Source organism: Granulicella sp. L60, assembly GCF_009765825.1.
GTDB lineage: Bacteria > Acidobacteriota > Terriglobia > Terriglobales > Acidobacteriaceae > Edaphobacter.
Genome location: NZ_LMUR01000018.1, coordinates 278117 through 296061, shown reverse-complemented (window position 1 = coordinate 296061; position 17945 = coordinate 278117). Strand labels below are relative to the sequence as shown.

At 55.3% G+C, this 17945-nt stretch carries 10 protein-coding genes; 9 read left to right on the top strand and 1 reads right to left on the bottom strand.

Annotated features, from left to right (window positions below; all coding sequences use genetic code 11):
• Positions 1-588 precede the first annotated feature (588 nt).
• Complete coding sequence (locus GSQ82_RS11700; protein WP_158792465.1) at positions 589-3885, top strand: TonB-dependent receptor; 3297 nt, start codon at positions 589-591, stop codon at positions 3883-3885.
• A 475-nt stretch (positions 3886-4360) separates the two neighbouring features.
• Here GSQ82_RS11700 and GSQ82_RS11695 read toward each other — a convergent pair whose 3' ends face one another.
• The gene (locus GSQ82_RS11695) at positions 4361-4762 is read right to left on the bottom strand and encodes a hypothetical protein (RefSeq protein WP_158792464.1); all 402 of its coding nucleotides are present in this window, start codon (positions 4760-4762) and stop codon (positions 4361-4363) included.
• Between the two features lie 1236 nt (positions 4763-5998).
• Between GSQ82_RS11695 and GSQ82_RS11690 the strand changes: the two genes are divergently transcribed.
• The 8 genes from GSQ82_RS11690 to GSQ82_RS11655 all read left to right on the top strand — a co-directional run bounded on the left by GSQ82_RS11690 (position 5999) and on the right by GSQ82_RS11655 (position 17881).
• Entirely contained in the window at positions 5999-7222 is a 1224-nt protein-coding gene (locus GSQ82_RS11690) for a site-specific integrase (protein WP_158792463.1), read from the top strand.
• A 513-nt stretch (positions 7223-7735) separates the two neighbouring features.
• The gene (locus GSQ82_RS11685) at positions 7736-9727 is read left to right on the top strand and encodes an FG-GAP-like repeat-containing protein (RefSeq protein ID WP_158792462.1); all 1992 of its coding nucleotides are present in this window, start codon (positions 7736-7738) and stop codon (positions 9725-9727) included.
• A gap of 154 nt (positions 9728-9881) precedes the next feature.
• Positions 9882-10247 carry a PadR family transcriptional regulator gene (locus tag GSQ82_RS11680; protein ID WP_371417198.1) on the top strand — a complete coding sequence of 122 codons (366 nt, stop codon included), beginning with the start codon at positions 9882-9884 and terminating at the stop codon, positions 10245-10247.
• Positions 10244-10903: a hypothetical protein gene (locus GSQ82_RS11675; protein ID WP_158792460.1), complete on the top strand. Its 660-nt coding sequence runs from the start codon at positions 10244-10246 to the stop codon at positions 10901-10903. Before GSQ82_RS11680 ends, GSQ82_RS11675 begins: the two co-directional genes overlap by 4 nt.
• A 794-nt stretch (positions 10904-11697) precedes the next feature.
• Positions 11698-12324: a hypothetical protein gene (locus GSQ82_RS11670; protein WP_158792459.1), complete on the top strand. Its 627-nt coding sequence runs from the start codon at positions 11698-11700 to the stop codon at positions 12322-12324.
• A gap of 176 nt (positions 12325-12500) precedes the next feature.
• The gene (locus tag GSQ82_RS11665; protein ID WP_158792458.1) at positions 12501-13586 is read left to right on the top strand and encodes a class I SAM-dependent methyltransferase; all 1086 of its coding nucleotides are present in this window, start codon (positions 12501-12503) and stop codon (positions 13584-13586) included.
• Positions 13587-13718: 132 nt separating this feature from the next.
• Positions 13719-15251: a diguanylate cyclase gene (locus GSQ82_RS11660; RefSeq protein WP_158792457.1), complete on the top strand. Its 1533-nt coding sequence runs from the start codon at positions 13719-13721 to the stop codon at positions 15249-15251.
• A 983-nt stretch (positions 15252-16234) separates the two neighbouring features.
• A complete protein-coding gene (locus GSQ82_RS11655; protein ID WP_158792456.1) occupies positions 16235-17881 on the top strand; it encodes a glycosyltransferase family 2 protein in 1647 nt (548 codons plus the stop codon).
• The last annotated feature ends 64 nt before the right edge of the window (positions 17882-17945 follow it).

Genomic DNA, 17945 nt, shown 5'->3' with positions numbered 1-17945 from the left:
ACGCATAGCCGATGATCTGTCGCCTAACTCGCAAACGGTCAGCCAAGAATTGTTGAGACGCGCACCGTAATCGATCACACTTGCTAAGTGATCAGACGATGCACCTGCTAACTCCCGCGCTCCAATTCTTCAAACTCGATCCAGCTTCACCGCACACTGCGAGGTCAGCCTAAACCCGATCTCAAGGAATGGAGTAACTCTTCGACTCAGAGGAGCGGTAGTTTATTCACGTACAGCCAAGCGGATGAAGCCAGCGTCCTCGCGCTCTTGCAAGACCGGCAGAGGCGTTTTCATGTTGACAGAATAAACAGGCAAGAATAAGCTGAGAAACCAATGCTACCCAAAACATGTAAAACATACAGCGCAGTCTGCTGCTGTCTATTCCCCAACGCAATGTTGACGGAATAGCAACGGTTTTTTTCAGTAGCTGTTATGTAGTTCCAGGTTGAACTTCCTCCATTCGTGTTGCTCGCCAGACCTGCGGTGTGCGCTCGTACCCTGGGCCCGTTCTCCAGCCGCATTCCATCCAATTGCACCTTCATACTAATCGCCAATCTAAATCGGCTACGTACTTCTTTTGGAGGCTTCATGCAACGCGAACGGTCATTCCTATCTGTTTTTCTACTCATCATCGGGCTGCTCTCTCTGCCCGGCACACTGATCTCCCAGACATTTCGTGGTGGCATCAACGGCACCATCACTGACCCTTCGGGAGCGGTCATCGCCCAGGCACATGTCGTTGCTACCAGCGTTGCCACGGCAACTGCTTACAACGCCACAGCCTCCAGTGCCGGCGAATTTTCTTTCAACGATCTACCGTTCGGCGAGTATAAGGTGACGGTCACCGCCAGCGGCTTCCAGACCGAGGTCATCAACGGTGTGCAAGTCTCAGCCGGCAGCGTTCACACGATTCCCGTCAAGCTGGGCCTAGTGCAGCAGGCCGTCACGGTCGAGGTCTCGGCCGACGCTCTCTCGCTCGATACCACGTCCACCACGCAGACCACGGTTCTCAGCAATAAGCAGCTGCAGGACGTGCCGCTCAACGGTCGCGACTTCACACAGCTTCTCGGCACCTCAGCCTCGTTTGCCGGCTACAACAACTCGGGCTCAGTGAACGGCATGCGCAGCAACCAGGTCAACTACACCATCGACGGCACAGACAACAACGACTTGTATCTGGCCGTGGACGCCGTCAACCAGGGTGGCATCAGCGGCATCGCCGGCGTGGTATACCCCGTGGATGCACTCGACGAGTATTCTCTGCAGACCAATGGCAACAGCGAGTCCGGCCACAGCCCGGGCGGCACGCTGAACATCACCACCAAGTCCGGCACCAACACGCTGCACGGCTCAGCCTACTACTACAACCGTAACGAGGCACTCGCTGTTCGTTCGCCCTTCACAGCTCCTGGTTCGCCCTCGTCGCCACTTCGTAATGAAAACTATGGCGGCTCGGTCGGCGGCCCCATCTGGCGCGACCATACCTTCTTCTTCCTCACCTACGAGGAGCAGAAGTTCGTCATCGGTGCAGCGAATACCGTCACCGAACCCTCGCCTGCCTACCAGAAGCTGGCGCTCGCGGAACTAACCAAATACGGCGTCCAACCCAGCCAGGTCTCGCAGGGTATCCTCAGCACGCTGTGGGACCCTTCGGTCATCGCCAACCTTCCAGGCACGCCGGGCAACTACTCCAGCACCGCGCCGCAGAGCGGCTATAGCCACAACATCGTCGCCAAGATCGACCATAACTTCAGCGACCGGAGCCACCTCTCGGCGCGCTGGTACTTCGGCCAGGGCCACGCCGTAGCTCCTGACTGCGTATTTGTCTGCGGCTATCTGCCGGAGTACTTTCAGACCGTTCCCTCGCATATCCAGAACTACGATGTGGTCTGGAACTACAGCCTTCATCCCAACCTGAGCAACCAGCTTGCCGCTGGCGTTAGCTACTTTACGCAGGGCTTCTCCGATGCGGTGCACAACCAGGACCCCCTCGCCCTGGCCGGCCTCAACACCGGCGCCAGCCTGGCCGGCGCTCCGCAGATCGCCATCAACGGCTTCGACTCGATCGGCATCACGCCGACCTCGGGCCGCAACGACATCACCGGCCATATCTCGGACACCGTCTCCTGGACAATCGGCAAACACCAGCTGCGCTTCGGTCTGGAGTATCGCCGTGCCTACATCGACCTCTACTACAACTGGGGCGGTCGCGGCGCCTTCAACTTCGGCACTGGCGGTGTGCTCGGACCATGGGCAAACGATACCTCCGTCGCCGACTCCAACGTCTTGAACCTCGCCGACTTTCTTGCTGGCTACTCGTATCAGTCCACCATCACGCTCGGCACCCAGGAGCGCTTCATCTACACCCACACAGGCACAGCTTTTGCGCAGGACTCCTGGCAGATCACTCCAAAACTCAACATCAACATCGGCCTGCGTTATGACTACCAGCAGCCCTTCTACACCAACGACCCGAACCTCTCCGTCTTTGACCCCAACAACGGCGGTCTGGTGCTGGCAGGCGGCGGCTCGGGCACGCCGGACTATATCTACAATAGCAATAAGATCAACCTCTCGCCGCGCATCGGTCTCGCCTACGAGCCGCAACCGGGCACGGTCCTCCGCGCCAACTACGGTCTCTACTATGACCAGCCAGCTGGCCAGGCCTTCTTTGGAAATATCGGCATCCCCAACGGCGGCGCTGGCGGTGTCAACAACAACCCGCTCGGCAGTGCCCCCAACGAGTCCATCGTTCTCAACTCGCCTACCACTCCCGCTCCCGTGTGGGCGTACAACCAGACAACGCCTATCTTCACCGCCAGCCAGGGTCAGCCCACGGGCAGCAACGTGGTCTCCATCTATTCGGTCAGCCGCAACTTCAAAACGCCCTACGCCCAGCTCTTCGGTCTGAACATCGAGCAAAGCCTCGGTCACAGCTGGCAGGTCAATATCGGCTACGTGGGCACTCTCAGCCGTCACAACCTCGTCCTCCAGGACATCAACCAGTCGGCACTCGGTCAGGATCAGAATCCGGCCACCGTCACCGCGAAGGGCATCCCGTTCTCGGCACAGCAGGCCTCGCGTCCGTTCTTCAACCAGTACCCCAACTTCGGCATCATCAACCAGATCAACTCCGCCGCCGGGTCCAGCTACAACGCACTGCAGATCACACTGCGTAGCTCTTCGTGGCATGGCCTCACCGGACAGTTTGCCTACGCCTGGAGCCACAACCTGGACGACTCCAGCGTCTTCAACACCCTCCCCCAGGACTCCTCCAATCTTGCAGGCGACTGGGGCAACGCGAACAACGACATCCGCAACCACTTTTCCGCGTATCTCAACTACGGCATTCCGAGCCTCGCGCACGGGCCAAGAGTGTTGACACACGGCTGGGAGCTCAACGGCGTCCTCAAGTTCCAGAACGGCGAACCGGTCAACATACTCACCGGCCAGGACAACAGCGGCACGGGCGAGAACGAAGATCGTGCCGACATCACGGGCAAGGCCCTCAACAGCGATCGGTCAGTGAAGGGGTACTCCGCTGCCCAGTACCTCAACCCGAATAGCTTCGCTGTGCCGACCTATGGCTCCTACGGTAATCTGGGCCGCAACCAGGTCACTGGACCTGGCTTCGGGGATGTGGATCTGTCGCTCGTCAAGAACACGCCCATCTACAAGGATCGTGTGACTGCACAGTTCCGCGTGGAGATGTTCAACGTCTTCAACCGCGTCAACCTGGCGCAGCCGAACAATAACAGTCCGAGCCTCGGCGACGGCCCCTTGTTCGGCGCGAGCACCTCGACCATCGGCGTCCAGTACGGCGCACCCGGCATCGGCTCGGGCGAGCCGTACAACACGCAGCTCTCCCTGAAGATCCTCTTCTAAAGCGCCTTCAGGCCACAACCCAGCGAGCCAGCCAGAGATGGCTGGCTCACTTTTTTCAGGTCTAATGTCTGAGCAGCGATTGCCGTCACCGCGCCAATAGAGAAGTAGTGAAGTGGTACAGATACGCCGACCAGAATCGACGGACTGTATCCGCTCCCCAGCTCATCTACTCCGTCCAGCCCCAGCTCTCCGAGGAGGCCTGCAACCCCAGGGTCGGCAATGTCTGCACGCTGGTCTCAATAATTCGGGTTGGCTGGAGGAGTCGGTATCGTTATCGCCCTATACAAGAAGGCACGCCGCAACATAACAGGCATCGAAGACGGATGGGTTCAGAAGCTGAATCCTCTATGTTGACCTCGACAGATGTTATGTCTCTCCGCATCAATCGCGACTCACTCTGTGCGGTGCTCCATACCAACCGATCATCGACCGCGATGACCGGTGTCTCGAAAAACGGGTGACCCTGAATCACAATTCAGAACTTGTAGCCGAAGCCGATGGAGAAGATCGGAAAGAAGGAGGCGTAACTGAGGTTATGGTTATTGCGCGATACGAAGGCTTTCAAATTTTGTTGGAATCCGGGGTCCTGATCGACTGACTCACATCCGATCGCCTGTGGCTCCGTGGGGTCGCAGGCACTCCCGTCGAAGGCTACTTTCAAATCAGGTTGGCCCGCATAATAAAATCCGGCTTCAACCGGAACGCTGAAGCGGCTCCTCCGTCGCGGGATGATGTTCCCAAAGCCCAAAGAAAACCCAGGCGAAACTTTGCGAAAATCCACCGATCCGCTTCCGTGTAGTGGATCGGTAGAGCTACTGACGTAATCCTGCCCGTTCAAGGTGATTGTGCTGCCTGAAGGCACCAGAGCTGTCGCCACAACTCGATTGTTGTTGCCGTACACAAGCAGTGGGCTCAGCCGGAACCGCCCCCCGAAAGGAAACCAATCCAAAGATGCATGACCTGAACGGAGGCGAAGATTCGCGGTAACGTCTGCACCTTGTTCCTGGAACGAGGTCCCGTAGGAGAAAAAATCCGAACCACTTCTCAGATTGAATCTTCTGGAGAGAGGTGTGGCGATGTCGAAGCCAATCCCTCCGATGCTGATGTGCGCATCCACTCCAACGGACGAAAAGGGACGAACACCAGTGGTTTCAGGAGCGACAGCGGTCGAAACTACCGAAGTACTTGCGGATGCTCTGCTGCTTGAATTGAACGCATCTCCATCTGTTTCCGAATGGCTTTGCCCGAAGGAGCAATAACTAGCCGTCAATAATGCTATAACCACTGCACCCAAAATAGATCTCTGCGCAACCTTCCGAACTATCATGTAAACCACGGTATATCTTGATTTAGTAGCCGTCTATGACCTGACTGGGGGAGTAAAATCGGGTTCTCAGAGCAGCGGCTGGGAACTTTCCTCTAGCAATTCGGGCGGAGCTGGAGAAGTCGGAGTCTCCCTGTATGGCGATAGATTCCCAAACCTCCCTCGAACCTCTTTGGCATCCATCGACGCCGCAACCTACCTCGGCATCCACGAGAAGACAGCCATCAAAGCGGTGCCGATAGCGGGCGTGACTGGCCTCCGCCGGTCTGAAATCCGGGGTTGAAATGGTCAGATATAGACTTCGACCGACTGTGGCTGCGACTCGTAACGAGGTATCGTTCGCAACCTTCAACCTAAGCTGGAGACAGAGGGAAGTAGAAAAGCTGTACCCCTGACTGATGTCCTGGCGGAAGCCTGCTAGCCTGGAGAAAGGTAAGGACATCCAGGCGCACCTGCGTCATGCGAAGGCAGACACCACAGCCAACGAGGCAACGCTAAGTTGTTGAAAGGATTGGTGGGCACAGCAGGATTCGAACCTACGACTTCCACCGTGTGAAGGTGAAAAAAAGTGTCATCCTGCGCCTTGCTGACTTCCGTAGAAACGCAACGCTTCATATTATTCAACGTTTTATCTCTTCCCTGTTCTAGCTACGTCCACAGAGTTCAGGACTATCTATTACGTATAATGTTACGTAAATGGGACGAACCTCTTCACGGAAGTCGCACGGACTCATCAACAGGACCGGCCGTGCAAAGCTGGCCGCACGCCATGATCCGTACTGGCACCTTATGGCCGAAGGACAGCACCTCGGCTATCGCAAGGCCTCGGAGGGCTGCGGCAGATGGATAGCTCGTTACTACATCAAGGATGGTGAGAAGAAGGCATATCGCTTCGAAACACTCGGTTCGGCGGACGACACGGTGCCAGCCGATGATGCAGAAATCCTGTCATACTCTCAGGCCGTATTCCACGCAAACAAGTGGTTCAACGGAGTCGATAGGGATCTGGCCGCAGGGGTCCGCAGGGGTGCCTACACGGTCCAGGATGCTGCAGATGATTGGATAGCAGCATGGAAGAGTAGCGAAGCTTCAAAACGTAATTCTCTGAGCAACCTGAAGCACCATATACTTCCGGAACTTGGAAATCGGGAGGTAGCGAAGCTGACCCGCCACGAGATTCAGAAATGGTTGGGGAAGGTGGCCGACAAAAAACCGATTCGCGCTCAGCAGCATGAGGAGATACGGAAGAAACTCGCGCCGTCACGTAGAAGCAGTATCGTCTATGACCCAAACGACCCGGAAACCAAACGTAAGCGCCGCGATACAGCTAACCGAATATTCAACGATCTCAGTGCACTGTTGACGCTCGCATATCGCAACCAACGAGTCGCGAGCAAAGCAGCTTGGGAAACGGTCGACAAGTTCGAGAACGTCGACCTGGCAAAGAATGAATATCTCACCCTCAAAGAAGCGAACAGGTTCATCAAAGTTTGCCCCGTAGACTTCCGTGATCTAGTCCAGGGAGCTCTCATAACCGGGTGTCGATATGGAGAACTGACGCGGCTCAAAGTAAGCTCCTACGATGTCCAGCTTCGCGCTATCTCACTAGTTCAACCCAAGACGAGCAAGGTTAAGCACATTTTTCTTACAGATGAGGAATCCTCGTTTTTCGACCGGCGGATAGAGAACAAGGGCGGCGGCGATCTGATGTTCAAGCGAGACTATGGAGAACCTTGGGCTAAGTCTAATCAGCAGGGACGCATGAAGGCGGTTTTGAAATCCGCCGGTATCCGCCGGCACGTTCGCTTTCACGATCTGAGGCACACATTTGGCACTCTTCTAGCAATGAACGGAACATCAATGCAGTTGATTGCAAATCAGCTAGGCCATTCTGGGACACGCATTGCAGAGAAGCACTATGCCCATTTTTCACCTTCCTATGTCGCTACAACCATCCGAGCGAACAAGCCTAGCTTTGGGTTCGAGAAGATCAAGCCGCATCAGAGCCAATGAATTCGTCTTTACGGATGCATACGAAACTCCCAGTTGGCGGCGGCCGCGGCGGTTCTTGATTCCTGTCGAAGAGGAGAAGTAAAGCCGGAGTGGAGGCAATTCGTTGACGCGGAGACCGATCCGAAACGGAATCCTGCAGCGAAGTCGGACCGGCGAGTCATATCGTTCCCGGCGCGTATGGCATGATGCCATACACCAACGCAGCTACAACCGCCAGGCATGTACCGCACCGAGATCACCTAATCGATTGGATCGAGCCCGAAACATTTTTGCTACGTAATGCGACGAGAGCATAATCATTGCTCAATAGACGTTCAGCAGGTGGGGCGGCAACGGGAAAGTCGCCTTCACCCAGAATTCACGCATTCGCCTGATGCCTCGCTTGAGCAAATATTCCTCCGCAGCTGTGAGGAACAGGAGCCAACTGGTTGCTCGATGGTGTAAGGTTTCTATCGCGAGTGAAATGGCCATTTCACTGAGCGGAATGCCGAGACCACGAAAAGAGGAAAACTCATGTCATGTTGCCACAGATTGCTGGGAGCTGCGATCGTTCTTCTAGGCCTAGTTCCAACGTTCGGCCAGCGGCAGGAGTTTCTTCCCGGTCCTTCGTTTACCCCCGATGCGGTGCTCAACGGCTCGAGTCTTACTGGCTGGCATACGCTGGGGCAGGCGAAGTGGCAGCTAAACAGCGGTGAACTGACCGGAACCCCAAGACCATCCGGTACCGGCGGCTGGCTAATCATGGATCACTCCTTTCAGGACGTCGAGCTGTTCACCAAGTTTCTCTGCGCGACCGGCTGCGAGACCGGCATCCTCTTCCGCATTGAGAAAACACCGGCTGGCGGGATGAAGGGCACGTACGCCTCGCTGGGTGAGGGCGACACCGTCAAGTACTACGACGTCGCGACAGATGGGAGCGGGAAGATCATCGAACGTACGCCGCTGGGCTCCGGCGGCGGTAAGATGCGCATTGCTCTTCCTCCACCCTCTGAGCAACCCAAGCGGTCTACGCCGCGCACACCCAACCCGTATAGCCCCTATGGGCAGACACCCGGCGTCAAATATCCCTACGTGAAGCCCAACTCCGATCTCTATCCCGCGCAATGGAACGACTTGGAGCTCATCTTCGACGCTAATATTCTTCGCGGCGACCAGAATAATGGGCGTGAGAGCGGCGGAGTCACAGAGACCTCCACCGGTTACGGCCCAATCGCCCTTTACATCGGCGGCAAGGGAGACGTTCAGTTCAAGAACGTCGCCTACAAAGACATCAGCGACCGTTATCGCGCGCCCGAATACACCGCACCCGACTTCCGCCGGCAAAATCTCAACACCTTCTACTACTCCTGGTCCGACGCTGTAGCCGATTTCAATCACGATGGCATCCCCGACATCGCCACCGGCCCCTACATCTACTACGGCCCCGACTACACCCACTCCAGCGAGATCTATCTCGGCGAAACCGTAAATCCGTCCACCGGCTGGGCCACGAAAGCCTGGCTGCAATTTGCAGGCGATTTCACCGGAGACGGCTGGTCCGACGTCTTGAACTGTAAGTTCATCGACGCTGATATGGGCTGTTATCTCTATGTCAACCCCAAGGGAGAACACCGGCGCTGGGACGTCTACCGCGTTCTCGACAAGTTTGACTCCGAGCGAGCGCTGTTACGCGACATCGACGGCGATGGCAAGATGGCCGTCGTCTATACGGCCGACGGCTACGTGCGTTACGCCGAGCCCGACCCGGCCAGCCCGACCGGGCCCTGGGTTGTTCACAATGTCTCCGAGCGCGGCTATGACAGCGCCCACGGCATTGGCGTCGGCGACATCAACGGCGACGGCAAGCCCGACATCCTGACCGCCTTCGGATGGTGGGAGCATCCAGCCGTCGGCAGCAACCAGACTTCGTGGAAGTATCATCCGGAGGTCTTTGGCCGCTACGGCACGGGCGTCGGCGGCAGCGGCATGGCCGTCTATGACATCAACGGCGACGGCCTTAACGACATCGTCACTGTGCTCGACGCGCACGGCTGGGGAATGGCCTGGTTTGAGCAGAAGCGCGACGCCCAAGGCAACATCACCTTCATTCGCCACCTGATCTTCGACACTCTCAACACGAAGGACGCCAACGCCGGCGGTATCGCCTTCTCTGAGGCGCACGGCGATGTGCTTGCCGACATGAACGGCGACGGCATACCCGATTTCGTCGTGGGCAAGCGATACTTCACGCACCTGGACGATTATGCCGATCCCGATCCATACGGAACCCCGGTCCTGTATTGGTATGAGACCGTGCGGGATCCGAAGGCACCCGGAGGCGCGCGCTTTGTGCCTCATCTTATCGACAACAACTCGGGCGCCGGCTCAGACATGACTGCGGCCGATCTAAATCACGACGGTAGGATAGATATCATTACCGCCACGCGATTCGGCACTTTCATCTTCTGGAACGAGATTCATGGGACCAAGGCAAAAGTACAGAAGCCATCCAAGGGCCAGCATTAAGCGTCGTAGTTCTTCTTGCAGAGAGCGGTCCCATCGCCAACATGCACCGTGTAGTGAATGGCCCGCTCGTATTCCGCGGGATCTACATCACAGCCTAGCTGGACGGAGCTCGGAGCGCCCGAAATTTGTCAGCTATGGTGGTGATGACTAAGGCATGCTATATTTCTTCACTAAGGTAGAAGATATGGGCGAGCCTAGCTATCTCGGTGAATTCGAATTGATGGTTCTTCTCACGATCATCCAGTTGGGGGACGATGCGTACGGGGTTCCGCTCGCTAGAGAGCTTGCGATAAGACGGGGACGAGATGTCTCCGTCGGAAGTGTTTATGCGGCATTGGACCGTCTTGAAACCAAAGGCCTGGTGGTATCCCGCCTTGGAGAGGCGACCCCTGAACGAGGCGGCCGGGCAAAGAGATACTTTCGCGTGACGGATGAGGGGCTTCGCTCGGCTCATGCGACGCGGAATGTACTGAATAAGCTATGGAAGTCCCTTCCGTTGCCGGGAAAGGAGCTCGCATGAAGCGTCTTCAGTCCGTAGCGTTTGCAACATGGATGTTGGACCATTTGACATTCAGGGTTCGTAACAACGCCCTCACCGGTGATTTGTTGGAAGAGCTTCAATGTGGACGTTCTGCGGGATGGTATTGGCGCCAGGTATTAGTTGCAATCGGCGTCGCGTTATCCAGCAGGTCACGCGTTTATGCGTTGCCTCTGGTATTTTCTGCGGGTTGGAGCATCTTGTATCCAGAGTTGTGGTTTTCCATTATGAGAAGCCGATTTGTTCGAGCAATATTGGACGGGTTGGCGGCGTACGATTGGCCATACTCCACCGGTCTGCAGTTCGTTCGCGTTGTGCTTCCCGCCGCGTTGTTCGTGTGGCTCGGCCTCTTCATTTATCTAGCGTCTCATAAACAACTTGAGCGCAAGCTATCAGCGCTTCGGCTTATGGGAAGCCTGTCGATCAGCCTCAATGTGCTTTTGGTTGCGCTCATTGGTCAGCATCTAGGAGATTTTGGCGTCAGCTTGCGCGACCTCTCATGGGAGAGCATTAACTCTCATCTCGTCGCGATAAGCGTTCCATTGGCGTTGAGTCTGTTCTCAGCCCTGATATTTGCGCTTCCTCCGATGCGACAATGTGGCGTCGATCCTACTCTGTCTAAGATCATATTTTCTTGATACGAATTGCTGTGCAGTGCATGGTGCCTGGCATGGGATATGGCGATTACCAACCGACTGCTGAAAGACGGTATGGGAGAGTTGGCTGGTTTGCCCTGGCCACCGGATTGAACCTCGCAATCGCTGCCTGCTCCCTGATCTGTAAATCGCCGCAGTCGTTGACATTTTCCTGGGAGACTAGGGTTTTCAGATCCGCCTTCTATCTTCTTCTTGCATGTCTTATGGGCGCGACAGGGACGTGGATGCTGCTGCCGAGTAGCTCTGACGGGCGGTTCAGAGCGCTCTATCATTGCGGAGCCCGCGGTTGGATCTTCCTTCCCGCCACGATCTTGTTTCTGCAGCAGGAGTCCGTGTTTGGGCCCCTTGTGGCGGTTTTGGGAGCGGCGTCCATGGCCGCCTACCTGTTTCGGTTTACGGGTGTGATGCCGAAGGGAGCCCGCAAAATCCCCAGATCCCAACGGTATCTGGAGAGAGTACTTTTCACAACGCAGGTTCGCCTCGCGCCCACATCGTGGATTCCGTTCGGGCTCTCGCTTTGCTTTTATGGAGCCTTTCTGTCCGCAGTCACGGGAAGCCTCATACTCGTCACGCTATTGCTTGTGACTGCTACTTTCCTTATTGTTTTACAGATCGTCAGGGCGCAAATAAAGGGTGAACAAGGCGATCCTGCTGATCGGAGGTCTCGCCCTTATTCTTTGATTGGGATTGCGTTCTGCTGCGTCTTCGTTGCGTTATCCGCATCTTCTTCTCGCCTCACTTTGCAAGGGTGGAGGCGATCTCCTCCGAGTGGTGCAGTGAAACAACCCGTTCTTTCGCCACACGCGTCCAGCGGATACCACACCATTGTTTTGTGGCCAATCCAGAAGAAGGAAAATGTGATTCCGTCGCCCCCAGTGAACACCACCGCGTTGGCTTCCGGCATGGCCAAGCCTTGGATCATCCCGTTCTACGGGCCTTACTGGTACTTCAAGTTTGCAGGTGAATCACCTGGACCTACTGCACGCACGGCTCGAGGAGATCCACTCAAAGTCAATATTCGTTCAACAGACGCGAGTCCCTTACTGATGGAAGCGCATCAGCATCTATCTGAGCCGATTGACATGGCTTGCTGCCGCGCCATGCAAACCGTATTGACGAATGATGCCTCGCTTGGCGCAATCGCGGTCGGTCTTTCGCTTACGGATACGCAATCTAAAGGTGCCCCATCTCAGAGTCTTGGGGTAAAGTTCGCCACTTCCAACGGCGCCGATCAACGTGCGGAAGATAGCGCGTCGATTGAGGAGACACTAATGTTTCTGTTTCCGAAGGCTAGAAGCATCCAGAGGTTCGATGCGATTACAGTGACTCTCTTGCCCGACGCCACGCATCGCACTGTCGGGCGGAAGGTTGCTGTCGAAAGATTCGTCATGCTGCCAAACTGACGGTCTCTGGCGATAGATCTGTTGACGGTGGAAGACAGCGCGGCGTATGCTCTCGGCAAATCAAAGGGCCCCGGGATCTGCGCGATATACGTGCTCTTGGTGTGTCTGCTCTTATGCTCCTGCACATACTGTGAGTCATCGTTGCGTCCCTGGAGCTCTTCCGAGGAGGATACGAAATGTCTACGACACAACAGTTGCCAGGGCGGGCGATTGATCCCGATGCGTTGAATGCATTACTGGGGCGTGCGGTGCAGGATATGGGAGCGGCACTGCAAGCTCCGCTGATCCTGATCGGCGACAAGCTTGGGTTGTACCGCGCGATGGGCGATGGGGAGCCGGTGACTGCGGCCGAGTTGGCGAAGAAGACGGGCACGGCGGAACGTTATATACGTGAGTGGTTGAACGCAAATGCGGCCGGGCAGTTGGTGCAGTATGACGCAGCTACGGGCAAATACTTTATGACTCCAGAACAGGCGATGGTGCTGGCGCTGGAAGATACGCCAGTACATTTGCCGGGCTTCTATCATCTGCTGGCGTCGGTGATGAAGGACGAGGAGAAGCTGACGGAGATCTATCGGACCGGCAAAGGAATGGGATGGCATGAACATGAGAAGGGTCTGTTTGAAGGTACGGAACGGTTCTTTCGTCCGACATATCTTGCGAACCTGGTCTCGAACTGGATACCTGCACTCGATGGGGTGGAGGCGAAGTTGAAGACTGGTGCTCAGGTGGCGGATATCGGCTGCGGTCATGGCGCTTCAACACTGCTGATGGCGAAGTCCTATCCAGCGTCGAAGTTCTATGGGTTCGACTATCACGGGCCGTCGATCGAGATGGCGCGGGCGAAGGCGGAGGCGGCGGGTGTGGCGGACCGGGTGACGTTCGAGGTGGCTCCGGCGAAGTCGTTTCCGGGGAGGGGCTATGATCTGGTGGGATTCTTCGACTGCCTGCACGATATGGGTGATCCTGTGGGTGCGGCGAAGCATGTAAAGACGACGCTGGCTCTGGGTGGGACGTGGATGATTGTGGAACCGACGGCGAGTGACGATACGGCGGAGAACCATAACCCGGTGGGGCGGATCTTCTATTCGGCTTCAGCCACGATCTGCGTGCCATGTTCGCTGGCGCAGGAGGTCGGGCTGGGACTGGGAGCGCAGGCGGGGCCGGGGAGGATTGAGAAGGTAGTACGGGAGGGTGGGTTGACGCACTTTCGCAAGGCTGCTGAGACCCCGTTCAATATGGTGTTCGAGGTGCGGGCGTGACGGGACAAGCAGGATAAGCATTTAGCGGTCAGAGCCAGCCCTCTGAGAACTAAGAAGTTGTAGGGACTTCTGTGGACGATTCTGGTATGAATTATGCTGTTGCGAGAAGACTTTGAATCCTAGAGGATTACGATGGTAAGCCGTTCGCTGAAGCTGGGTAACGTCGTCCCAGTTGCTTTGGCGTTCTTCTGCATGCACGCGCTTGCAATGGTGATTTTCAAATCACACGCGACAACTGCCACCTATCCTTTCCTGATTCTGGCTTCCACGCTGGCGCTGCTTGCCAGCTCTTGGCAAGCTCGAGTCATGAGTTCGCGCGTACGGCTTCCCTGGGTTTTGTTCAGCATAGGCTTACTTCTTTGGACCACCGGAATCATGCTCTCTGCCTGGGAGGAGCTGTTTCAGCACATCTCCTCCACAGCTGCATTCTTTTCCGATTTTGTTCTATTCCTCTATGGTGTTCCCGTTCTGTTATCGATTTCCTCTTCGACCCAGGAGCAGAGGATCCCGCTGTTTGTTTGGCTGGACGGCATTCAGGCCGTCTTGACGGCGTATCTAACCTACATCACACTCTTCGCCGTTGTGCCTTTCACCACTAGGACTATTCATCCGATCTCTGAGTCTCTCCTAATGTGGGTCTATACCATTGAAAATCTGGTTCTCGCCTGTGCGGCAAGCCTGCGTTTGCTGGCACGGCCGAAGACAGGGGAAGAGAGGCGCTTCTTTCAGATCCTGTGTGGTTTCTTGTGGATCTACGCGGTTTGCGTGGGTATCTACAACTACAGTGACTTCGTAAAACAACGCAACACCATTGTTGATGCGATTGCTGATATTCCTTTTCTGTTCTTGGCAATAGCTGCCTTCTTCCCTGCCGTCCGGGACGGGGAAGAAAAGCTTTCTGCGCCCAAGAAACCACTCACACTCTTCATCGATAGCGCCGTTCCTATCTTCTATACTGCGGTGCTCATAGCGCTCGGCATCGCCGTCATACGCTCGCACTTCTATATCGGCATCATTGCAATTATCGTTGCTCTGGCCGTATACGGCATAAGGACAACGACGCTCCAGAGTCGCTACATGCAATCGCAACATGCTCTGCAGGAAGCACGTGACAGACTGGAAGAGATGTCGCTCAAAGACGGACTCACAAACGTCGCCAATCGACGGTGTTTCGATCAGGTACTGGAGCTGGAATGGCATCGTGCCACGCGAAGTCAGCAACCGCTCTCACTTTTGCTGATTGACATCGATTTCTTCAAAATGATCAATGACCGTTACGGCCACACTCGAGGAGACGATTGTCTAGTGAATGTAGCCATCGCTTTACAGTCGGTAGTCTCCCGCAACAGCGATTTATTAGCTCGATACGGCGGGGAGGAGTTCGCTGTCATTTTGCCCGGTACAGACTCTTCCGGAGCAAAGAACATAGCCACACGTATGCAGGACGCGGTTGCCGAGCTTGAGATTGCAAACGAGAGTGCCCTTGGTCGCTATGTCACGCTGAGCATAGGCATAGCAACCTATCAGTTTCCTGGTGCTGGAACTGCGAACGCATTACTAGAAACATCGGATCAAGCCCTCTATAGGGCGAAAGAACAAGGACGCAATCGCATAGAACTAAGTGCGATGCCCGCTTTTCCAAACGCTTCTTTGACTACCGGATAGTGGATGTCTACGCCGTTTGTATTGAGTGATAGCTGCTCAAGATGTAGTCATATCGCCGACAGCCCAAGGGGAGCATGGGAATATCCCCGGCTCCATATTCTTGCGGGACGAACCGGTCTAACGTTGCAGAACCACAGCGACCGTAAACTGCTAGTCTCCTCAACATGAAACTCATTGTCTGGGACGAGATGTAGACTTGATTAGGTGGTCGCACCCCGATGCTGTGCCGCGCGATACTTCGATGCCATGAACGCTCAGGATGCATCATTGCTCGACAGCGGCCCGGAACAGCAAAAGGATTCATCTTCCTCTCGATGGAGGATGAAACAGGGATCGCCAATGTGATCGTGACTCCTGATCTCTATGAGCGCAACCGGCTGGTGGTTACCCGTAGCGACGGCGGCAATCGGTATCGCAAGCTGAACAGAGTTAGGCCAATCGCATAGGGCACTCGTCGATATCCACATGGACGACGTGTACGAGTACGTGGACACCCAGGTTGAAGAGCAGAACGAGATAGCAGAATAGATCTTCGGGATGGTGGCCCATCGCAATGGTGAGCCTCGGGACAAGACCAGAGGCGCAGCTTGGTTGCGTGGGTGGGATCACAATCAAGAATAGAAAGGGCAATCCTGTTCCAATCATTTCCCTAGACTTTGCATACAGATACTGCATATCGTGAGCGATACCAAAGTGTTTCGCCATCTTAAGCAGAGGTTCATTTATGCGAAGCGCACGGTCTCTCGCGAGAGCCCTCTCTCGATTTAATGTCACGGCAGCACGCCCCGATACACTTCAGATCCCGGTCAACTCCAGTGTTCTCGCATCTATTGCAGATCCAATATCTCTAACATTTGGCTAAAAACGTGGCCAAATGCTGTAGGATCATGTGACTCCCCACGATTCATGGGCCCCCTAGCATTCATCCGCACGTCAGTTCTCTAGTATTCGCTGGCCTATCCAGCAGATGAAGGGAGAGCCGCATGAGCGAAGGACCCACTGCGCCGAGCGTCATCACAGTCGTCATTCCAACGTTCAATCATCTGCTTACGCTTCGTCTCTGTCTGGAGCACCCGGAAGCACAGACTCTAACCAACTTCGACGTCATCGTCATCAACGATGGTTCGACCGACGGCACAGAAGCAGCGCTCACGGAGATTCAGCAGAGATCCCCTCTCCGCATGCAGGTTCTGCACCAGCAATATGCCGGACACGGACGACAATTGCGTCGCAACGATGTGGACGTAAGGGGCGCCAGCCCTTTCAAGCTGGAAGGGGTGTATCGCCGTTTGAAATTGCTTAAAACGAATCCTAGAGAGATATTCGGAGGTAGTTATATGGCAACAAGCGCACAGGTTATACCGACACGGCATTACCACCAGCGATTCAGTGTCTCTTCTGTCATCATGATTACCCTCGCTGCCACGCTTTTTCTCGTTGGCTTTTTTCTCAATTGGGACCCAGACGGCGGCGCGCGGTTCGACCTCTATCGCTTTCACTTGCCCGCTATCTACCTGTTTCACAATCAGCCATGGTCACACGCCGTTCGCGACTATAGCTCGGCTACCACTCCGCTGTTCCACATGCTTGAATCTCTTAATCCCTTGCTCGGCTACGACACGGCATTTCGAGCGGTTCATGTAGGCTTGGCTTTGCTGCAATGCAGCCTGTTCGTGTATGCCGTTTACAGGCGGTTCGAAGAAGACAACCTCGGTTTTGCCCTAGTCTTAGGCGCAACACTCTTGGTTTCCCCGTTTTACATGAGCATGTCGTACTGGCCGGTAACCGATGCCATGCCCTTATGGTTTGTGCTTGTAGTATTTCTGCTGATTCGGCCGATTATGGATGGCCATGCCACGCGGAATACTCAATCCCCATACCTTCTAGCAATCATTGCACTGACAGCACTTGTTAGCTCAGCCGCGTTCTATACCCGCCAGAACTATCTATTTCTGCCCATGTTTGCTCTAGTACTCTTTTTCCAGGCATGGCCGAAGATGCGTGCGGCTGCCTTCATAACATTTGCGCTGTTTGCCATCCCTGGGCTGTATTTAGTCATGACGTGGAAAGGATTTACTCCACCATCGTTTCAAGTCCTGCATCAAGGCACATCTATGGCGATAGCACTGTACCCGCTTACGATGGTCGCTTTTTACTCGCTGCCGTTCCTGATTGAATTGACACTGCAACGCGGTATTGGCGGGGTTCTGCCGTTTTCCCGTCGAGGGTGGATCGTCATCGCATCTGGCGGCATTCTGTGCTTGCTCATATTTCTCCGCTTTAGGCTGCCAACAGGACCTGGAGGGGGCATCGCCAGTAAGCTGTTCGAGCATTGCGGCAAACTCGGTGCTCCATTCTTCGTACTATTTGCCTATGCCGGACTAATCATTCTGATACAACTTTTTCGTAACCTGAACTGGCAGACCTCATTCCTGCTGATCGCACTCCTAGCTCCTACGCTTACGATGAAGATCGTCTATCAACGCTACTACGATCCACTGCTCTTCATCTTGTTCTGGCTCTACTTTGACAAAGACCTAGTTTGCCGATTCGTAAGTGTTAGAACTGGCATGATCTGTGTTGGATTTTCCTTTGCTTTACTTCTTGGCTGCTTAAAATTTCATTCTTAACGGGAGATGCCAGAGGTTGCGATGAAAAACAGAGTCGGCTCCGGCGTCGTATGCGATAAGCAGC

Bases quoted from the DNA above. Each gene is read 5' to 3' on its own strand.
- GSQ82_RS11675 (WP_158792460.1), top strand. From the start codon at position 10,244: ATGAAGCGTCTTCAGTCCGTAGCGTTTGCAACATGGATGTTGGACCAT.
- GSQ82_RS11665 (WP_158792458.1), top strand. From the start codon at position 12,501: ATGTCTACGACACAACAGTTGCCAGGGCGGGCGATTGATCCCGATGCG.
- GSQ82_RS11680 (WP_371417198.1), top strand. From the start codon at position 9,882: ATGCTATATTTCTTCACTAAGGTAGAAGATATGGGCGAGCCTAGCTAT.
- GSQ82_RS11690 (WP_158792463.1), top strand. From the start codon at position 5,999: ATGGCCGAAGGACAGCACCTCGGCTATCGCAAGGCCTCGGAGGGCTGC.
- GSQ82_RS11660 (WP_158792457.1), top strand. From the start codon at position 13,719: ATGGTAAGCCGTTCGCTGAAGCTGGGTAACGTCGTCCCAGTTGCTTTG.
- GSQ82_RS11700 (WP_158792465.1), top strand. From the start codon at position 589: ATGCAACGCGAACGGTCATTCCTATCTGTTTTTCTACTCATCATCGGG.
- GSQ82_RS11685 (WP_158792462.1), top strand. From the start codon at position 7,736: ATGTCATGTTGCCACAGATTGCTGGGAGCTGCGATCGTTCTTCTAGGC.
- GSQ82_RS11655 (WP_158792456.1), top strand. From the start codon at position 16,235: ATGAGCGAAGGACCCACTGCGCCGAGCGTCATCACAGTCGTCATTCCA.